Origin of the sequence: Hassallia byssoidea VB512170 (genome assembly GCF_000817785.2) — a bacterium.
In the GTDB taxonomy this organism is placed as follows: domain Bacteria; phylum Cyanobacteriota; class Cyanobacteriia; order Cyanobacteriales; family Nostocaceae; genus Hassallia; species Hassallia carrinoi.
This window is the reverse complement of record NZ_JTCM02000060.1, coordinates 22,644-39,226: the sequence shown is the minus strand read 5'-3', so window position 1 is coordinate 39,226 and position 16,583 is coordinate 22,644. Positions and strand designations below refer to the sequence as shown.

The following is a 16,583-nucleotide window of genomic DNA, read 5'->3' as shown; positions in this document are numbered from 1 at the left end:
AAATGGCACTCATAGTTCGTTTACTAGATCCTCAACACCCCACGACATTTTACAGATGTTGGCTGTCAATGAGTGAAAGAGTGTTTGTGAAACCCCACAAAAAGCCGACAACACCCGGAGACTAGTTAATAAAGCCTGCCCTATTTCTTACGGCAATTTCCAGGTCCCGTTTTGTCTGATTTTTTGTCACCCCTCAAGGCAAGCAACTACTTAACGGTAAGCACTTACAAGGTAAACTTATGGCGAAAGTTGCTTTCTATGCTGTTTGATGAATTGGTGAAGGCGATCGCGCACCCCAACAACGCTCCTAGAGTGAACTGGTATAGGATTGAAGCTGAAGAGACTAAAGCTTTGCTTTCTTGTAACGTTAAGACGGATAGAGGAAGTGTTAGGCGTTGACTTTGGGGTGAAATTTGATGATGAGTCCTAAGTGTTGGCGGAGCAACTATATAGTACATTATTACTATCTACAACGATGTGAGTCTCCCTTCTTAGTGCCAACTACACTGATATCAGCCTGAAAACGCCAAATATAGAGGTACTGTAAGCATGGTACAACAACTAACGCCGGACACAGCCGCTCTTGTCATCTACCCAGAAAGCGACGGACAACCGATGGCAGATAATACTGAACAATTTCAATGGATAGTAAAAATTAAAGAAAATTTAGAAATCTTATTTGCATTACAGGATAATGTCTTTGTCGCAGGTAATTTACTTTGGTATGCTGTCCAAGGCGATGTGAAAGTCCGACAAGCACCTGATGCAATGGTTGTGTTTGGTAGACCAAAAGGAAAACGCGGTTCATATAAACAGTGGGAAGAAGATAATATTCCCCCACAGGTGGTATTTGAAATTTTATCGCCCGGTAACAAAACTAAAGATATGGCAAATAAACTGCTGTTCTATCAACGCCACGGTGTAGAAGAGTATTATATCTACGATCCACAGACGAATGAATTAACTGGGTTGCTGCGTGAGCAAGATAATTTAGAAGTTATTGAAGAGATAAATAATTGGGTTAGCCCTCGCTTAGAAATACGTTTTGAACTTACACCGAATACTCTAGAAATTTTCTCTCCTTCAGGACGAAGGTTTCTCACTTCTGTAGAACTAGATCAAATACGAGAACACGAACGTCAACGCGCTGAACACGAACGTCAACGAGCTGAACACGAACATCAACGCGCTGAACAAGAACGTCAGGAAAAGGAAGCAGCGCAGCTTCAGTTGGAGGAAGAACGACAGCGCTATCAAGATTTATTAGCGCGACTGCAAGAAAGAGGAATTGATCTGTGAAAATATGTGAGTATAAGAGTGCTACCACACTTTATTCAAATTCAACTCAAACCCTGGTAAAACATCTTCACCGGATACAGTTGTAGGAGATTGCAATATTTCTACCTCTTTCTCTAAACGATAAACTTCTACTGTTTTATTCTTAGGGTCAAGCAACCAACCTAAGCGAACCCCGTTGTTAATATACTCTTGCATTTTTTCTCTAAGTTTTTTCAGGGAATCACTACTATAAGGCAATTCCACGACAAAATCAGGTGCGAGAGGAGAAAATTCTTCTTCTCGTTGAGTTTGGGTTAAAGCCTCCCATTTTTCATTACTTACCCAAGAAGCATCGGGTGAGTAAACTGCACCATTAGGCAAGGTAAAACCACTGGAAGAGTCAAATACAATACCTAAATTTGTGCGATCGTTCCAATTCCATAGTTGAGCATTCAAACCAGAGTTTTTCTTACCCGTCCACGGATACGTTGGAGACATAATTATAACTTCTCCAGTTGCAGCACGTTCTAACTGTAAATCTTGATTAGCTTGGCACAGTTCCTTAAATCCCTCTGCACCCAGATTGGGGATATTCAAAGTGATGGCGTTCATAAGCTTTAAGAATGAACTTTTCTTTTTAATTATAAGTTTGGCTTAACGTCTGGGGTTGCTGATTTGAAATTCATATTTAAAATTTTTGCGAACAATTTAAAACCTAAAATTATTATTTGTAGAGACGTTCCGGCGGAACATTTGTAGAGACGTTCCACACCGAACGTCTCTACATTCAACAACGTTTAACGTCCCACTAATTTATCGCGCAAATTCTTAATACGATCGCGCAATTTACCCGCTTGTTCAAATTCCAATTTCTTCGCTGCTTCTTTCATTTGTGCTTCTAGCAAAGTAATCAAATCGGGAATTTGTTCTAACGGTAGTTCATCCATATGTTGATCGACAGTTTCTAACTCAGTTGCATTCAAGCGCCGCGATACTTCCAAAAATGATAAAATCGCATTACTGGATTTTTTCACAATCGGTTGCGGTGTAATATTGTGCAACTTGTTGTATGCTGTTTGAATACCACGACGCCTGTCAGTTTCGTCAATTGCCTTAATCATGCTATCTGTGAGATTATCAGCATACATAATCGCTTTGCCGCGAATGTGACGCGCTGCTCTACCTATAGTTTGAATGAGCGATCGCTCTGCACGCAAAAACCCTTCTTTATCTGCGTCCAAAATCGCTACCAGCGAAACTTCCGGTAAATCCAAACCTTCCCGCAGCAAGTTCACCCCAACCAACACATCAAATTTACCCTCACGCAAATCCTGAATTATCTCAATTCTTTGAATTGAATTAATCTCAGAATGCAAATATCGCACTCTAATCCCATTATCTTCCAAATACTCAGTTAAATCTTCCGCCATCCGCTTAGTTAATGTGGTAATTAACACGCGTTCGCGAAGGTCAACTCTATCTTTAATTTCTCCCAACAAATCATCAATTTGTCCTTCTGTCGGACGCACAACAATTTCTGGGTCAATTACTCCCGTTGGGCGAATTATTTGTTGTGCTATACTATTTTCCGAAATTTCTAATTCCCAATTTCCCGGTGTAGCAGAAACAAAAATACATTGATTCACCTTTTCCCAAAATTCTTCTGCTTTCAAAGGACGGTTATCAGCAGCACTGGGTAAACGAAATCCATGCTCAATTAAGACTTTTTTCCTCGCTTGGTCACCGTTGTACATGCCGCGAATTTGTGGCACAGTAACGTGAGATTCATCGATTACTAACAGCCAATCTTTCGGAAAATAATCAATTAAAGATTCTGGTGGTTCTCCAGCTTGTCTGCCGGCTAAATGGCGAGAATAGTTTTCTACACCGTTGCAATAACCGACTTCGCGCAACATTTCCAAATCATAGCGCGTCCGCTGATCTATCCGTTGCGCTTCTAATAATTTTCCTGCTTCTTCTAATTCAGCTTTGCGTTGTTTTAATTCTGCTTGAATTTCATCACAAGCGATTTGTAATCTTTCTTCTGGGGTGACAAAGTGACGCGCTGGATAGATATTTACCGCTTGTATACTTTTAATGATTTCACCCGTCACCGGATCGACGTAACGAATTGCGTCAATTTCATCACCAAAAAATTCAACGCGAATAATTCTATCTTCGTAAGCGGGACCAATTTCTAAAACATCACCTCGAACGCGAAATTTACCGCGACCCATTTCTATATCGTTGCGGCTATATTGAACTGATGCTAAATCTCGTAAAATCTCGCGTTGATTAACTTCCATACCCACTTGAAAGGGGATGGCAGCTTTGAGGTATTCTGAAGGAATTCCTAAACCGTAAATGCAGCTGATGGAAGCAACAACGATGACATCTTTCCGTTCAAAAAGCGATCGCGTCGCTGAGTGACGCAACATGTCTATTTCATCGTTAATCGAAGCTGTCTTTTCTATATATGTATCGGTGACGGGAATATAAGCTTCTGGTTGATAGTAGTCGTAGTAGCTGACGAAGTACTCGACTGCGTTGTGGGGAAAGAATTCCCGCAACTCGTTACAAAGTTGTGCGGCGAGGGTTTTATTATGCGCTAATACAAGTGTGGGTTTCCCTACCTTTTCAATTACTGATGCGATTGTAAATGTCTTGCCTGTTCCCGTGGCTCCCAGTAAAGTTTGATAATGGTTGTTGGCTTGGATACTCGTGGTAAGTTGGGCGATCGCTTGTGGTTGATCTCCTGTCGGCACAAACGGTGCTTGAAGACAAAATTCTGTCATACAAATGTACTATAAATACCCTATCTCATAGTAGCGAATGCGCTGTGTTTTACGTTGAGTACTAACCGAACGTGATTACACACCTGAGCGATAAACTTAATAAAACGTCATTTTTTATTACAAAAATTTACCTAAGAGGAGGTGCATGTTAAAGGGTAAAGGGTAAACGGAAGAAAAGAAAGTTTTTTTATTCCTTTCCCCTTTCCCTTTCCCCTTTCCCCCTCTTTTCCATATGTATCTTTTGAAGAAATATATATCCATAGCAACTTTTTTCAGGTTACACTCTAAATATTAAGGAAAAATTCATTTTTCTCCTCACTATTGTAAAATTTACTTAACAAAAGCTTGCAAAGCTAAAGGGAGACACGACAGTGGAAGTTAAAAATAACCAAGGCAATAGCTTGAATACAGATGCAGGAAAGCAAGATAATAAACCAGTGAAGCTAGAGTCACCAAATGTAGAAGTTCATGAGACACTAGCTATCTCTCATGTACGTCCAACTAGCGCGGGTGATTTGCATGTTGCTCATACAATGAATTCTTCAGGAATTCGTCCAATTGGTGAGAATACAATGGAAGTTGTTGAAAGTGTTTACGATTCTGGGATTCGTCCAATCGCTTCAAGTGGACTAGTAATTTCGCAAACTTACTCCGCAATGGGCGATCGTCCAGTAGCATCAAATATGATTGACGATCCAGACAGTATAATGGGTTTTCTGGATTAAACAAAATAATACTTAGACCTTTATTAACTCGGTTTTTCTGCGGAACCGAGTTTTTTATTATATAGCTAATAGTTAACAATTATTCAGAACCCCGACTTCGCTCTTTGTTGTCGGGGGATGTTTTTTTTAGCTATTTGCTTTGTTAGTACTTTAGTTCTTGTTGATTCTTTTATCTCCCTCTTTAAGCATAGATAACTAATATATCTTGTGGCGGAAGGCTACAGTAAAAACATTAAGCTAGTTTGTAATAGTGATAAAAAACAATTTCAAAGTTATAAACAAGCTTTGAAATAAAAACTATTCTTCATAAGGACAACAAAAATGAGCATAGAAGATCGCGCTAAAGCAACTGCTAAAAACGTCGAAGGTAAAGCTCAAGAAGCACTGGGAAATGTTACCGGCGATCCAGAAGATAAAGCAGAAGGCAAAGCAAAGCAAGCTGAAAGCGAAGTACGTCACGGTGTTGAAGACGTAAAAGATAACGTCAAAAAAGCAATTGACTAAGCAGAATGCTTTTTGCTTTATGTCTGTAGAATAGGGTGCATTCCCTGACTGGATGCCTGACAAACGTAAATCCCCACATTCCTTTTATCCCCCTTGAATGGGGGGATAAAGGTGCAAAGGATAGATGTGCAGACTAAATTCCCAAATTAAGGGATGCTTACTACCAAGAGCGATTTTAAGATATAAAGAATAACAAATATAGCAATCCTAAACGATTCGTTAATATAGTGTAGTTGCTATAGAAAAATAGGTTTAAAAAACCTTAGATAGGATTACTATATTTTGTCCGATCGCAAATGTAATTTTTGGGAGGATACAAAAATGATTCTGCTTCAGCGGGGTCGGAAAATCTTGACAGCTTTCGTGTTGATTTTAGTTCTGACAATAAGTACAGCTTGCAGTAGCGGTAATGTAGCACAACTTGACCGCACAACTAATCAACCAGCAATTGGTACAACTACAGCTTACGCAGAACTAGAGCGAGGAAATACTGCGACAGGACAAACCTTTGGTGACTGGGTTGTGCAATCATCCAAGGGATTAATTCGTGATGCTTACGTGCGTGATAATAACAAACTAGGCGTTGTGATTTCTCCTCAAGTTCGTCCTAACGAAGTGCGAGACTTGGCAAAATCTTTAGCGCAAGGTTTCCGGAAGAATTTCCCGAATCAAGACTTAACAGTTCTGATATATGCGCCTGATAAGCAATTGATTTTGACGACTAAGTATGATGTTCAGACTAATAAAATTGAGTATAACGCATAATTACTCGATATTGGTCATGGGGAACGCGGTAATTGGTAATTGGTAATAGGTAATGGGTTTTTATCAATTTACCCAATTATCAACAAAAAGTGAAAGCAAGCAACATAAATGCACGTTAATTAGTTGCTGCGTGGAAATTTGACAAAGAAAGCTATGAGCTTTCTGAATAATGGAGGTAAGTAAAGTGTCAAGTAGCGAACAGTACAAGCGTCAAATAATGAACGACTTGGCTCAAGGGAATGTAGAATCATTGGATGATGCTTCAGTTGATCCATCAAAGCAATATCAAAGCTTCGACGATTTTGCTCAACGGACAACTACAGACGAACGTCGTCAGTTGTTTGGTAAATCTTTGCATCCCGATCGCATTCCAACCAGCCAAATGGAACCGGAATTGCAGAAAGCGATCGCGCAAATTAAACCCAACGAACGTGATGATGTTGCGCGATCGTTTTTCAAACACTTCAAGCAAAGAGGATTGGACGAGCGTCATCTAGAGCAGCAGCTCGGACTTTCCACTCATCACGCCGGTCGCATGAGCGCTGATGATGTCAGCAAACTCGCGTCCTTCGCATATCACAATCATCCCGACATCTTCCGCGAAGTCCTAGCCGAGCAACCAGGTATTCTCAAGTTTCTCAGCAACCCCGTCGTCGCAGCCGTTTTGGGAATCGCAGCAGCCAAATGGTTGGGTGGTCATCATAAATAATAGCTGAGTATTAAGTTGTGTGTAAGTTGTGATTAAATAAGGTGGGGTATAATATCCCACCTTAATTTTTTTCGTAGTAAGCACGGAGAGTGCTTAAAATAAATACAAGTATAATCTGGTAGGGTGCGTTATGGACGAAGCGTCCTAACGCACCGAAAATCTGGATGGTGCGATCTTCCTACGGCATAACACACCCTACAAAACTAGAGAAAATTAAGGATTATCAAGAATTTTAGAGCCTGCCTCCGCAGGCTTTGTACGTATAGCCGCACCCTTCTAGGGTGACGGCGTTGTGGTGCAACATGTAAGTATGAAAACGCAGACTAGAAACTACTAAGTAATTTACTACATTTTAAAGAGTATTCACACAAATTTTATACAATAAACAACTAAATTTAGCCTCTAAGCCTTATAAAATCTAACTTTTGGTAGGTGAATATATCTAAAAGTAACCTTCACTAATTTAAAGATTTCATCAAGACAAGCCCGTACTAGTTGATTTTTTCTACCTAACTAGTAACACTGATTACTGTGCAGTTCGGGAATAAACACTGAAGACATCGCCAGCAACTCGAAGCAAAAGCCAGATTAAAGACTGAAGTCATATCTGCGCTTTATTGTCACAAGCAGCACCCACCTATCGCCGCGTGAATGCCTCTTGCGGGAGTTTGTGCAGCAACTTTGAGATAAAGAGCGAATCTCACTACCGGGTAAATCTACCATCAACCTTTACCTAATTACGGAAGTGAGTTCAATGACAAGATTTCAAGTTAGAAATAAGTTACGCAAAGCTGGTTCTAAAGCAAAATCTATTGCTGTGGAAAGACTGGGGAATGTTAGTCAAGGCACATCCAGACTGAGCATAAGCAAAGCTAGTATGAAACTAGCAACAATGAAGTCGTTCATTCGCCTCTTTGCATATGGCACTACCACTGTACTGGGAATGAGTGTAGTAGCTGGTTCAGCGCACGCAACTAGCTTTACACTAACTTCTCCAACCTCAGGTGGAACGGTGGCTGCTGGAATCAGCCCAGTAGGTGGAATTGTCTTGGATTTAATTGGTCTGAACGATACACGGGTAACTAGTCAGTTAGCAGCCAATCAGCTGTTCCAAGGCTTCTATAGTAACAATCCAGGTAATATCGGTACTCAAACTGGTTTTACTTCAGCAATTACCGGAGCATTAGGAGGCGGTTTGAAACAGGCTGCCATTCGCTTTACCCTTTATGACGGTGATACAGCCGCAGGCGACTTCGACTTTAATGACAATAGACTGCGACTCAATGGTCTAAACTTTGGCAATTGGAGCAGTGTTAATGCTCAAAACACCGACGCTAATGGAAATGCTGGTTCTGCCGGTTTTAGTAGCGGCGGTTTCCGTAATGACACACTTGACACAGGCTGGTTCTCTAGTAGTGATGCTGCACTTCTCACTAGCTTCTATAACAGCGTTGTGAATACACAACAAGTTGTTTACCAAGTTGATGATGTAGATCCGGGTGAGAACTTTTATGACTTCACTCAAGGGATTAGTTCAAACTTCACAAACGTGGGTCAGGGTCCAACAGTACAACCACCCTCTAATGCCGTCCCCGAACCTTTTACCATCTTAGGTTCATTAACAGCCGGTGGTATCGGTGTAGCTTTACGTCGCAAACGCCAGAAGCAAGAAAAAGAAGCCGCCAAAGTCTAACAATAGCAGGTTTAACAAGCAAATTGGGAATTGGTAATAGCGAATCGGTAATTGGTGAGCAGTCCGTTGGGGAGGCAGTGCGTTGGTGTTCGCGTAGCGTCTCCGTCAGGAGAAGCAGCGCGGTCTTGGGGGTTTCCCCCATGAGCGACTGCACCAAAGGGTTTCCCGGCTTGAAGCACCTGCCGTCGGGGATGCCGACTTGAAGGAACTGCGAACCCGGAGGGTAATAGCGAATTGGTAATTGGTAATTGGGAAAGCGTTCTTTTCCCCTTTCCCATGCACCTCTTTTCCCCCCTGAAAATCCCCATTACCCATTACCCATTACCCATTACCCATTCCCCATTACCGATTCCCCATTACCTATTAAATATTAGCTGAAACTACCGCTACATCTACATGAAATCCATCCACCTGACCCCGGTCAGTCGTTTAAAAAATGCCCAATTCTGGCTATTAGCAATAGGCGCGGGCTTAATTGCAATTCACATAACTTTAACTTGTAAATCAAATATTCCTAGCCTTTTAGGAAGCAGTGTTTTATTTTGGATTGCTGTCTCTTCTCTCATTTGGGAAAAACGCCACAGCTTAAATCTAGAAAGTGGAGTTTTTCCCAGCTTTTTAGGAATATCAATCATTGCAATTGTACTTATCAAAAGCGCATCTTTAACAAGTTTTGGTGGCTTTCTATTCCTCTCACCTTTCATTCTTGCCTTTGGTCTTGCTCTGCTAGCTTCTGGCTTTCGTGGATTAAAACAATACAAAGGAGAATTGCTGGCGCTATTTTTTCTTGGCGCACCCAAACTATTACCATCATTGCTGATTAAGCATATAACTTTACTCACAGCAAAACTTGCCGCTTTTATTCTTTGGTACACAGGTTTTGAAATTACTCGCTCTGGAGTAAACATTTATCTGCCAACAGGAAGTATACAAGTAGCTAGTGGCTGTTCTGGTGTACAAATTATCTTCCAACAATTGGGTTTAGCAATAATTTTTATTTTAATGTTTCCTCTAAATCGACAGCAAAAAATTCTTGCGCCGATAGTAGCGGCAACTTTGGGATTTATCGTCAATGGGGTACGAGTTGCTCTCATGGGTGTTATAGTCGCAAAAGGCAATCAGGAAGCATTTGAATATTGGCATCATGGAGATGGTTCTTTAATTTTTTCCATGATTGCCGTCATACTATTTGGTTTATTTTGCTGGTTTTTACTAAATATCAATGAAACAAAAAACAAACAACACAAGTCAATATTTTAAAAGTCGCAAAGTTTACCGAAGAACCCCTCTCCAAACCTCTCACGCCAGGTGCTACAACTTTCTCGGCAGCTTTTCGGGGGAAGCTTCCCCCGAAAACGTGCCTTGGGAACCCCAACGCCAGATGCCTCAACGGAGGGAACCTCCGCACGGCACTGGCTCCGCAACGCACTGGCTCCCCCACAGGGAGAGAGGCTTTAAAACCCCCATTTCCTCCTAGGGAAGGGGGGCAGGGGGGTTAGGTTTCTTAGGCTTTGGTGTTAATAACAATACTTTCACTCGCATCCTCTAAGTCTTCTATAAGGTGATGATTATTTGGAAACAATTTCGCCTTCCACTTTTGGCTCTCACCTTTAGCGGTGTCTTTTTAGTTTTGGGCAAAGTCATTCTATTTCCCAAAGCCGAAAAAAGCACGCTTACCCCCTTGGTTTTTCTAGATGCAGTACCATTATCAGAATGGCAGTTAAATACAAAATATTCTCAGCCTACATTAACTAAAAAGGATTCTAATCTCATTGCCCAAAAGCATTATCAATACATTCAAAAAGACCAGTCCCTAAATATCGAAATGCGCTATGTGACAATTTTTGATGTTAACAAACTTATCAAAGAATACACTTCGATTTCATCCTCTCCTGTGGTGCGTCAGCAAGATAAAGTAGGTTACTACGGGCTTGGCGTTGACAAAGGACGAGCATATTTAAGTGCCTGTATTAACCCACAGGGCAGCAGTACTTTCACCTATCAACAGTTTATCCAAAATCGCTCTTTATACGATCGCCCTACAGAACGTTTACTGCCTTGGTTACTGGGCAAAAAGCCAATCGAAGATAAACGTTGTTTATGGGCGCATTTGTCGATTACTGTACAGAATTCTACCCCGGAAGCTGCTTACAAAAAACTGGAAAACGCCTGGTTTTTTTGGCATCAATGGTGGCAACCCCACTTTCCAAAACTTTAAAGTGGATAGTGGATGGTGGTTAGTGGATAGTTGTTAGGGGATAGTGGATAGTGGATGGTGGATAGTTGTTAGTAGATAGTAGATAGTAGATAGTGGATGGTGGATGGTGGATAGTAGTCAACAACTAACAACTAACAATCAACAACTAACAACTAACAACCAACAACCAACAACTAACAACTAACAACTAACAACCAACAACTAACAACTAACAACCAACAACCAACAACCAACACTTAACAACCAACAACCAACAACCAACAATTAACAACCAACAAAATGACTAAATCAAATAGTGATAGATTTACTTCCATAGTACAAGAGTTACAAGCGTTTGCTTTTAGTCAGCAAGGGTCGATGAGTATTTTGCGATCGCTTGGCTATGGTCTGCTATTATTAGCACTTTTTGACATCGTTGAGATGTTTGTTCCACCCAACTTTATGAACCCCGCTTGGGAATTTAAAACTTTTGGAGCGCTGGTTGAACGAGTACCAGTTCCATTAATCGGTTTGGTGTTGGTATTTTTTGGAGAAATGAATTCGCGAACGAAATGGGAATTCCCTATATTAAAGTTATTATCTTGGTTAACTTTGTTATTTGCCTTATTGTTTTTCTTACTAATTCCTTTAGGAATTGGTAACACTCTCCGGCTCAATAATCAAAGTGCTGCTCAAATTAGCACTTTATCTAAGCAACAACTATCTCAAGCCGAACAGGTTGAAAAGCAATTAAACCAAGCTACACCGCAACAAATTGATAATTTTATCAAAAGCCAAGGTCGTTCATTAGAAGGTAAAAATCCTGACGAATTAAAAACTCAAGTCTTGTCACAAGTTTCTCAAGCGAAGAAACAAATTAAAACTCAAGCTGAAGCAACTCAATCTTCTCGAGGTTTAAGTTTAATTAAGTCTTCTGTCAAATGGAATTTGGGAGCTTTAGTTGCTAGTGGTTTGTTTATTAGTATTTGGAGAGGAACTCGCTGGGCAAGAACAAATTGATATTTGTAAGTAATCGGTACAATTAAACATCACTCCTTAAGGTTGGGCAAAAAGCATAAAGCATGGGAAAAAAACAAGTAGGTGCGTTATAACGAAGTTTAACGCACCATTAATGGTTCAAGCTGCCGTAATGAATGGCGGTAACACACCCGCAGGTGGTTTTATATTTAATTCAACCCACCTACTTAGTACATACCAGCTACAAATACAATCGGCTAATCGCAAGCTATAGCACAATACGCTTGGTGTTAGTGTTGTTCGATTCTGGTAAATCCCCCCAACCCACGCCAGTCGCCTCAACGTTCGTGACCTCCGCACGGCGCTGGCTCCCCTTAAAAAGGGGGGCTTAATTCCCTCCTTTTTAAGGAGGGTTAGGGAGGATCAAGTCTTAATACCAAGCGTATTGAGCTATAGCAATCCTACTTGACTTGTGAGAATGCTTGTATTGCCATCAGCCCGATTTCTTCAAGAAATCGGGCTGATGATTTATTACTTTATGATTACTGAAGATTTGGATCTATATTTTTGGCGCTGTCGCTATCATTAATAGGGGTTTGTTGAAAACAAGCTCCCTGAAAGCATCTACCCCAGGTAAAAAATGGTAACAGTCATTGTTATTATTAATCTTCTCATTTCCTTAATACTACTTTATATCGCTCGGCGAGTGTGGCAACTTAAAAAGCGGTTGGCGAATATAGCCAATCGGTTAACTGCTGCTGAACGCTGCACTCATGCGGTACTTGACAAAGCACCGTCCAATATTTCTATACGACAGCAGAATATCCACAACTTGCGGCAGGGAAACCAGTCGATACAAGTACAAATTCAACAAGTGCGGCAAATCTTCAGCCTGCTGCTTGTCGGACAGCAAATTCACGGGCGCTATTTTGTCAAACTTGGGTTAGGAACAAAATTTAAGAAAAAGATAGTAGTAAAATCAACTGAGAAATAAAGGCAACAATTCCAGCTAGGATATTGTCACTTAAAAAAGATAAGTGAGCCAGCGCGGTCTTGGGGAGGCAGTGCGTTGCGGGGGTTCCCCCCGTTGTAGCACCTGCCGTGGTCTCCCCCATGAGCGACTGGCGAACTCCGAAGGAGTAAAATTATTTTGACTTGCAAGGTGTGAAAACCCACCTAAAATGGGTGTAAGGAGAAAAATAAGAAGATGTCTAACAACCGTTCTGGAGTATTTATTGGCGGTTTGATGTTGGGAGCTACCATCGGTGCTTTAACCGGTTTACTGGCAGCTCCACGCACAGGGCGCGAAACGCGGAAAATATTAAAGAAATCTGCCGATGCTTTGCCAGAATTGGCAGAAGATTTATCAACAAGCGTCCAGATTCAGGCAGATCGTCTGTCTACCAGCGCACTGAGAAACTGGGATGAGACATTGGATCGATTGCGAGATGCGATCGCCTCCGGGATAGATGCAACTGTGCGAGAAAGCCAAGTCTTGAAGCGGCAAACCACACAAGAAAACCAAAGCGCTGCAAGAGTGCAAGTACAAAATTCCGATTCCCGAACATCAAATCTAGATCGCCCATAAATAGCATAACTGTGATTGACCCCCTGTTTTGGCTGGGACTATCGATTCTTTTGGTCGCCGTTAGTTTAACTGCTGTTTTAATAGCGGCTATACCAGCTTTGCAGGAGCTAGCGAGAGCCGCCCGCAGTGCTGAAAAATTATTTGATACCCTCTCACGAGAGTTACCACCGACTCTAAATGCTATCCGCACCACTGGCATGGAAATCACTGACTTGACTGATGATGTCAGTGAAGGTGTTAAAAGTGCTAGTCAAGTTGTTCAACAAGTCGATCAAAGCCTCGATAGTGCTAAAAAGCAAGCGCAAAACGTTCAAATAGGCACGCGCAGCATATTTGTTGGCGTGAAAGCAGCCTGGAAAACCTTTACACGCCAAAAATCTCCCAGGCGACAAGTTGACCGTTTGTCACCCAATGCCTCATCAGCGATCGCGTTGCGAGAACGAGAAGCCAAGAGGCAACGCAGCCGCAATGACAACGGTTACAACGACGCTGCTAACTGGGATTTCGATGATGAAGATTCGTTGCCTCAATCCACTGCCACTGAGGAATGGTCTGAGGACTAGGGACTGGGGCATCGGGCATCGGGCATCGGGCATCGGGCATCGGGCATAGGTTTGGCTGTGCGGTGGACGGGTTCCACAGGCTACAGCACCTGCCGTCATCGGGCATGGAAAGAAATTTGGCTTTATTCCCATTACCCATTACCCAATGCCCATGCCCATTGCCCATTGCCCATTGCCCATTGCCCCAAAAATGAGGATGTCAAACAATGCTTTGATCTACACCATTAGATTAGAGTAAAGTAAACAAGTGTAAAGAAGTATCACTTTTACCGTATTCTTTTAAAACCACTTCTTCACGTCTACTGTTGAAATTTGTATAAAAACGTCCATGCAGAATTGTTTTTGGCGACGAATTCTGGTATCGATTACTGTATTTTTCTTGGTTGGGTCAATTTGGGTAATGCATTCCCAAAGCGCACTGGCTTATGACAATCCTGAGTTACTACCCGACAAACCAACCCCAGTTGTAGACTTAGCTAAAACTCTTACCGACATTCAAGAACAACAGCTTGTCCAAGACTTAAATCAATTTCAAGCCGAAACCGGCTGGAAACTGAGAGTTTTGACTCAATACGATCGCACCCCAGGTCGCGCTGTAATTAAATTTTGGGGTTTGGATGACAAAAGCATTTTGCTAGTTGCCGATTCCCGTGGGGGTAACATCCTCAGCTTTAGTGTCGGCGACGCAGTTTATGAACTTCTACCGCGCACTTTTTGGATAGAATTACAAACTCGTTTCGGTAACTTGTACTTTGTCCGAGAAGAAGGCGAAGACCAAGCGATTCTCCAAGCCTTACAATCAGTTAAAGGCTGTTTGCTTAAAGGTGGTTGCATTGCCGTTCCCGGACTACCACGAGAGCAATGGATTCTTACCCTGATTAGCTCTGTACTTGGTGGGGTAATTTGTGGCTTTGCAGGTCAACCCCGCAGCGATAAACAAGCATTTGCTTGGCAATGGGCTTTAATTTTCTCGCCTTTGTGGGGAATTTTGTTTATTGCCTTCGGTATAGGACCCGTAGTAACGCGGACGCAGGAATGGCTACCTATAGTTCGTAATATCTCCGGTTTTCTCATTGGTGCGTTGGTTGCCTATCTGTCGGTAGTTATCAGTCGGTCTTCTCCTAGTGCTGAGTCCTAAGAAAGTTAGGAGTTATGAGTTATGAGTTATGAGTTAAGAGTTTTTAATTAACTCCTGACTCCTAATTCCTCATTCCTCATTCCTAACTCCTAACCCCTAACTCCTCACTCCTCACTCCTAACTCCTAACTCCTAACTCTCTATTGCTGATAAGCTGTAAGCTGAAAGCTCTAGAGAAGCTGATACCGATGGAATGGCACGTAACTGATGCTCAAAGTTTGGCAATCATTGATAGTGAAATTGGCGAACATGTCTTTTCACCCGCAGAGTATGAAATTGTCCGGCGGGTAATTTATGCAACGGCTGACTTTGAGTATAATTATTTAATTCGGTTTTCTGAGCGTGCTTTGCAAGCTGGAGCCGCAGCACTTGCGGCGCGTACCACGATTGTTGTAGATGTGCCAATGGTACAAGTGGGTATCGCCCAACACATTCAAAATACTTTTGCCAATCCGGTGTATTGCAGCATGGAAGCGCTGACACGTCCCCAAAAAGATAAAACTCGTGTTGCCTGGGGAATTGAAACTTTAGCTAAACGTTACCCAGAAGGCATTTTTATTATAGGTCAAGCGCAAACGGCTTTGACAGCACTAGTTGATTTAATTGAAGCGGAAGAAATTCGACCAGCTTTAATCATCGCCACCCCAGCCGGATTTGTAAATGTGGATGCGGCTAAAGAACGTTTGCAAGATTCTCTCGTACCTAATATTACAATTGACAGTCGCAAAGGTAATGCTGTGATTGCTGCTGCGATCGCCGACGGTCTGATAGATTTAGCTTGGCAAGCTTACGGGCAAGATGGAAATCGGATAAATTAAAAAATTAAAGTTGAAATTTTAATCTTGTTTGATAGCGCGATAATTCCGCAACGCCCAATTTTTTATGTAAAACTTAACCAAGCGAATACATCTGCAACAGATAATTGCCAGTCTCCTAATACACTGAGAACTGGTAAAATATCTTGTCCTTCTTTAATTTCTGGTAGTTGGTTAGGTTGAAAAACCATTACAGATTCATCTTCAGGGTCAAGAAACCAACCTAGCTTTGTACCATTTTGGATAGAAAATGTAATTTTACGGATAACTCTGTTTGGAGATTGTTCGGGAGAAAGAATTTCAATTATCCAATCTGGATAAATTTCAAATTTATTAGCAACTCTCCCTTTGGCATCAAGAGGAATTCTTTGCCATTCAAACACAGCAATATCTGGAACTAAAGAGCGTCCCGCAAATGTGCAGCGTAATTCACTAAAAGCATAAGCTAATTTTTGTTCTTTACCAACTTGATTGATGGCAGAGACTAATTCAGTTTGAATTGTACTATGTTTTCCCTGTGGCATTGGCTTTTGGTAGATACGTCCGTCGATATATTCACTAGCAGGTTTGGTTTCTGACAATTTCAGAAACTCTTCTAGCGAAAGGTTTGAAGATACCTGAGTTGATAGCATAATCAGCAATTACTCCTTAGAACCCTGCCAATAATGAAAGCAATCTGTTCAGTTGCACCAAAGTTTATCCAGCAACTTATGCAGACAATGTTAAAACTATTCGATACGTTGCAACCCAAATTAGTTTATTCGACTGCTTTCAGGGCATATTCGCCTTTTTGGATAAGCTAGCACTCTTGTGCGATCGCACAAGAGTGCTGACAA

The 16,583-nt window shown here is 41.6% G+C and carries 19 protein-coding genes; 15 read left to right on the top strand and 4 right to left on the bottom strand.

Annotation, left to right across the window (positions count from 1 at the left end):
- The first annotated feature begins 549 nt into the window (after positions 1-549).
- On the top strand, positions 550-1,299 hold the full coding sequence (locus tag PI95_RS22040) for a Uma2 family endonuclease (protein ID WP_039753537.1): 750 nt from the start codon (positions 550-552) through the stop codon (positions 1,297-1,299).
- A gap of 21 nt (positions 1,300-1,320) precedes the next feature.
- On the opposite strand, the gene PI95_RS22035 is transcribed toward PI95_RS22040, so the two are convergent.
- Both PI95_RS22035 and uvrB read right to left on the bottom strand, forming a co-directional pair.
- Positions 1,321-1,890 (bottom strand): Uma2 family endonuclease, encoded by a 570-nt coding sequence (locus tag PI95_RS22035; protein ID WP_039753538.1) that lies wholly within the window; start codon positions 1,888-1,890, stop codon positions 1,321-1,323.
- 185 nt (positions 1,891-2,075) lie between these two features.
- A complete protein-coding gene (gene uvrB, locus PI95_RS22030) occupies positions 2,076-4,073 on the bottom strand; it encodes an excinuclease ABC subunit UvrB (RefSeq protein WP_039753540.1) in 1,998 nt (665 codons plus the stop codon).
- A gap of 371 nt (positions 4,074-4,444) precedes the next feature.
- Between uvrB and PI95_RS22025 the strand changes: the two genes are divergently transcribed.
- From PI95_RS22025 to PI95_RS22005, 5 genes are all read left to right on the top strand, one after another.
- Complete coding sequence (locus PI95_RS22025) at positions 4,445-4,798, top strand: hypothetical protein (protein ID WP_052325842.1); 354 nt, start codon at positions 4,445-4,447, stop codon at positions 4,796-4,798.
- A gap of 321 nt (positions 4,799-5,119) precedes the next feature.
- Positions 5,120-5,302, top strand: coding sequence for a CsbD family protein (locus tag PI95_RS22020; protein WP_039753542.1), 183 nt, complete (start codon positions 5,120-5,122; stop codon positions 5,300-5,302).
- Positions 5,303-5,623: 321 nt separating this feature from the next.
- Positions 5,624-6,067, top strand: a complete 444-nt coding sequence (locus PI95_RS22015; RefSeq protein ID WP_039753543.1) for a hypothetical protein — start codon at positions 5,624-5,626, stop codon at positions 6,065-6,067.
- A gap of 184 nt (positions 6,068-6,251) precedes the next feature.
- Positions 6,252-6,776, top strand: a complete 525-nt coding sequence (locus tag PI95_RS22010; protein WP_039754216.1) for a hypothetical protein — start codon at positions 6,252-6,254, stop codon at positions 6,774-6,776.
- Between the two features lie 754 nt (positions 6,777-7,530).
- Positions 7,531-8,469, top strand: coding sequence for a PEP-CTERM sorting domain-containing protein (locus PI95_RS22005; RefSeq protein ID WP_039753545.1), 939 nt, complete (start codon positions 7,531-7,533; stop codon positions 8,467-8,469).
- A gap of 11 nt (positions 8,470-8,480) precedes the next feature.
- Here PI95_RS22005 and PI95_RS22000 read toward each other — a convergent pair whose 3' ends face one another.
- Positions 8,481-8,747 (bottom strand): hypothetical protein, encoded by a 267-nt coding sequence (locus tag PI95_RS22000; protein ID WP_163519087.1) that lies wholly within the window; start codon positions 8,745-8,747, stop codon positions 8,481-8,483.
- Between the two features lie 118 nt (positions 8,748-8,865).
- On the opposite strand from PI95_RS22000, the gene crtA reads away from it, so the two are divergent.
- The 9 genes from crtA to PI95_RS21955 all read left to right on the top strand — a co-directional run bounded on the left by crtA (position 8,866) and on the right by PI95_RS21955 (position 15,750).
- Positions 8,866-9,729 carry a cyanoexosortase A gene (gene crtA, locus PI95_RS21995; RefSeq protein WP_039753547.1) on the top strand — a complete coding sequence of 288 codons (864 nt, stop codon included), beginning with the start codon at positions 8,866-8,868 and terminating at the stop codon, positions 9,727-9,729.
- Between the two features lie 304 nt (positions 9,730-10,033).
- Positions 10,034-10,687, top strand: coding sequence for a cyanoexosortase A system-associated protein (locus PI95_RS21990; RefSeq protein WP_039753548.1), 654 nt, complete (start codon positions 10,034-10,036; stop codon positions 10,685-10,687).
- Positions 10,688-10,966: 279 nt separating this feature from the next.
- A complete protein-coding gene (gene hpsJ-A, locus PI95_RS21985) occupies positions 10,967-11,686 on the top strand; it encodes an HpsJ-like protein, cyanoexosortase A-associated (RefSeq protein ID WP_039753550.1) in 720 nt (239 codons plus the stop codon).
- 598 nt (positions 11,687-12,284) lie between these two features.
- Positions 12,285-12,638 (top strand): hypothetical protein, encoded by a 354-nt coding sequence (locus PI95_RS21980; RefSeq protein ID WP_039753551.1) that lies wholly within the window; start codon positions 12,285-12,287, stop codon positions 12,636-12,638.
- Between the two features lie 213 nt (positions 12,639-12,851).
- Positions 12,852-13,232 carry a YtxH domain-containing protein gene (locus PI95_RS21975; RefSeq protein ID WP_039753553.1) on the top strand — a complete coding sequence of 127 codons (381 nt, stop codon included), beginning with the start codon at positions 12,852-12,854 and terminating at the stop codon, positions 13,230-13,232.
- A gap of 11 nt (positions 13,233-13,243) precedes the next feature.
- The gene (locus tag PI95_RS21970) at positions 13,244-13,795 is read left to right on the top strand and encodes a DUF948 domain-containing protein (protein WP_039753555.1); all 552 of its coding nucleotides are present in this window, start codon (positions 13,244-13,246) and stop codon (positions 13,793-13,795) included.
- Positions 13,796-13,846: 51 nt separating this feature from the next.
- Positions 13,847-14,023, top strand: a complete 177-nt coding sequence (locus PI95_RS21965; RefSeq protein ID WP_163519086.1) for a hypothetical protein — start codon at positions 13,847-13,849, stop codon at positions 14,021-14,023.
- Positions 14,024-14,123: 100 nt separating this feature from the next.
- A complete protein-coding gene (locus PI95_RS21960) occupies positions 14,124-14,933 on the top strand; it encodes a TPM domain-containing protein (protein WP_039753557.1) in 810 nt (269 codons plus the stop codon).
- Positions 14,934-15,120: 187 nt separating this feature from the next.
- Positions 15,121-15,750, top strand: a complete 630-nt coding sequence (locus PI95_RS21955; RefSeq protein WP_039753559.1) for a precorrin-8X methylmutase — start codon at positions 15,121-15,123, stop codon at positions 15,748-15,750.
- A 62-nt stretch (positions 15,751-15,812) separates the two neighbouring features.
- Here the strand turns inward: PI95_RS21955 and PI95_RS21950 are convergent, their stop codons facing one another.
- Complete coding sequence (locus PI95_RS21950) at positions 15,813-16,382, bottom strand: Uma2 family endonuclease (protein ID WP_039754218.1); 570 nt, start codon at positions 16,380-16,382, stop codon at positions 15,813-15,815.
- Between the last annotated feature and the right edge of the window lie 201 nt (positions 16,383-16,583).